This window comes from Vibrio sp. 10N.222.49.C9, assembly GCF_041474985.1.
GTDB lineage: Bacteria > Pseudomonadota > Gammaproteobacteria > Enterobacterales > Vibrionaceae > Vibrio > Vibrio crassostreae_C.
The window spans coordinates 1-346 of the sequence record NZ_JBFRVD010000768.1; the positions used below are offsets into that span (position 1 = coordinate 1).

At 44.8% G+C, this 346-nt stretch carries 1 protein-coding gene; it reads right to left on the reverse strand.

Going from position 1 to position 346, the window contains the following annotated elements; genetic code table 11:
* Positions 1-240: GTP-binding protein (locus AB4585_RS25505; protein WP_372171575.1), on the reverse strand; the 240-nt coding region annotated here is incomplete at its 3' end.
* Positions 241-346 lie beyond the last annotated feature (106 nt).

Genomic DNA, 346 nt, shown 5'->3' on the forward strand with positions numbered 1-346 from the left:
GTTGTATGGAAACTGCATTACAGAGGTGGTTACCGAGATGCCACGCTCCTTCTCCATCTCCATCCAGTCAGATTTTGCGTGTTGGTTCGAGCCACGACCTTTTACCGTACCTGCTTTTTGGATCGCGTTTCCGAATAATAGAACTTTTTCGGTAATGGTTGTCTTACCCGCATCCGGGTGAGAGATAATCGCAAACGTACGGCGCTTGCTCACTTCTTGCTGAAATGGACTATTTGTCATGTTCGAATTCTTTAGTTGGTACACTGGCGAAAATTGGCGCTATTTTCGCTGATTCTGCGCCATTTCACAATCTATCTATGGAATAATACCAATCGTAGTCGATAAC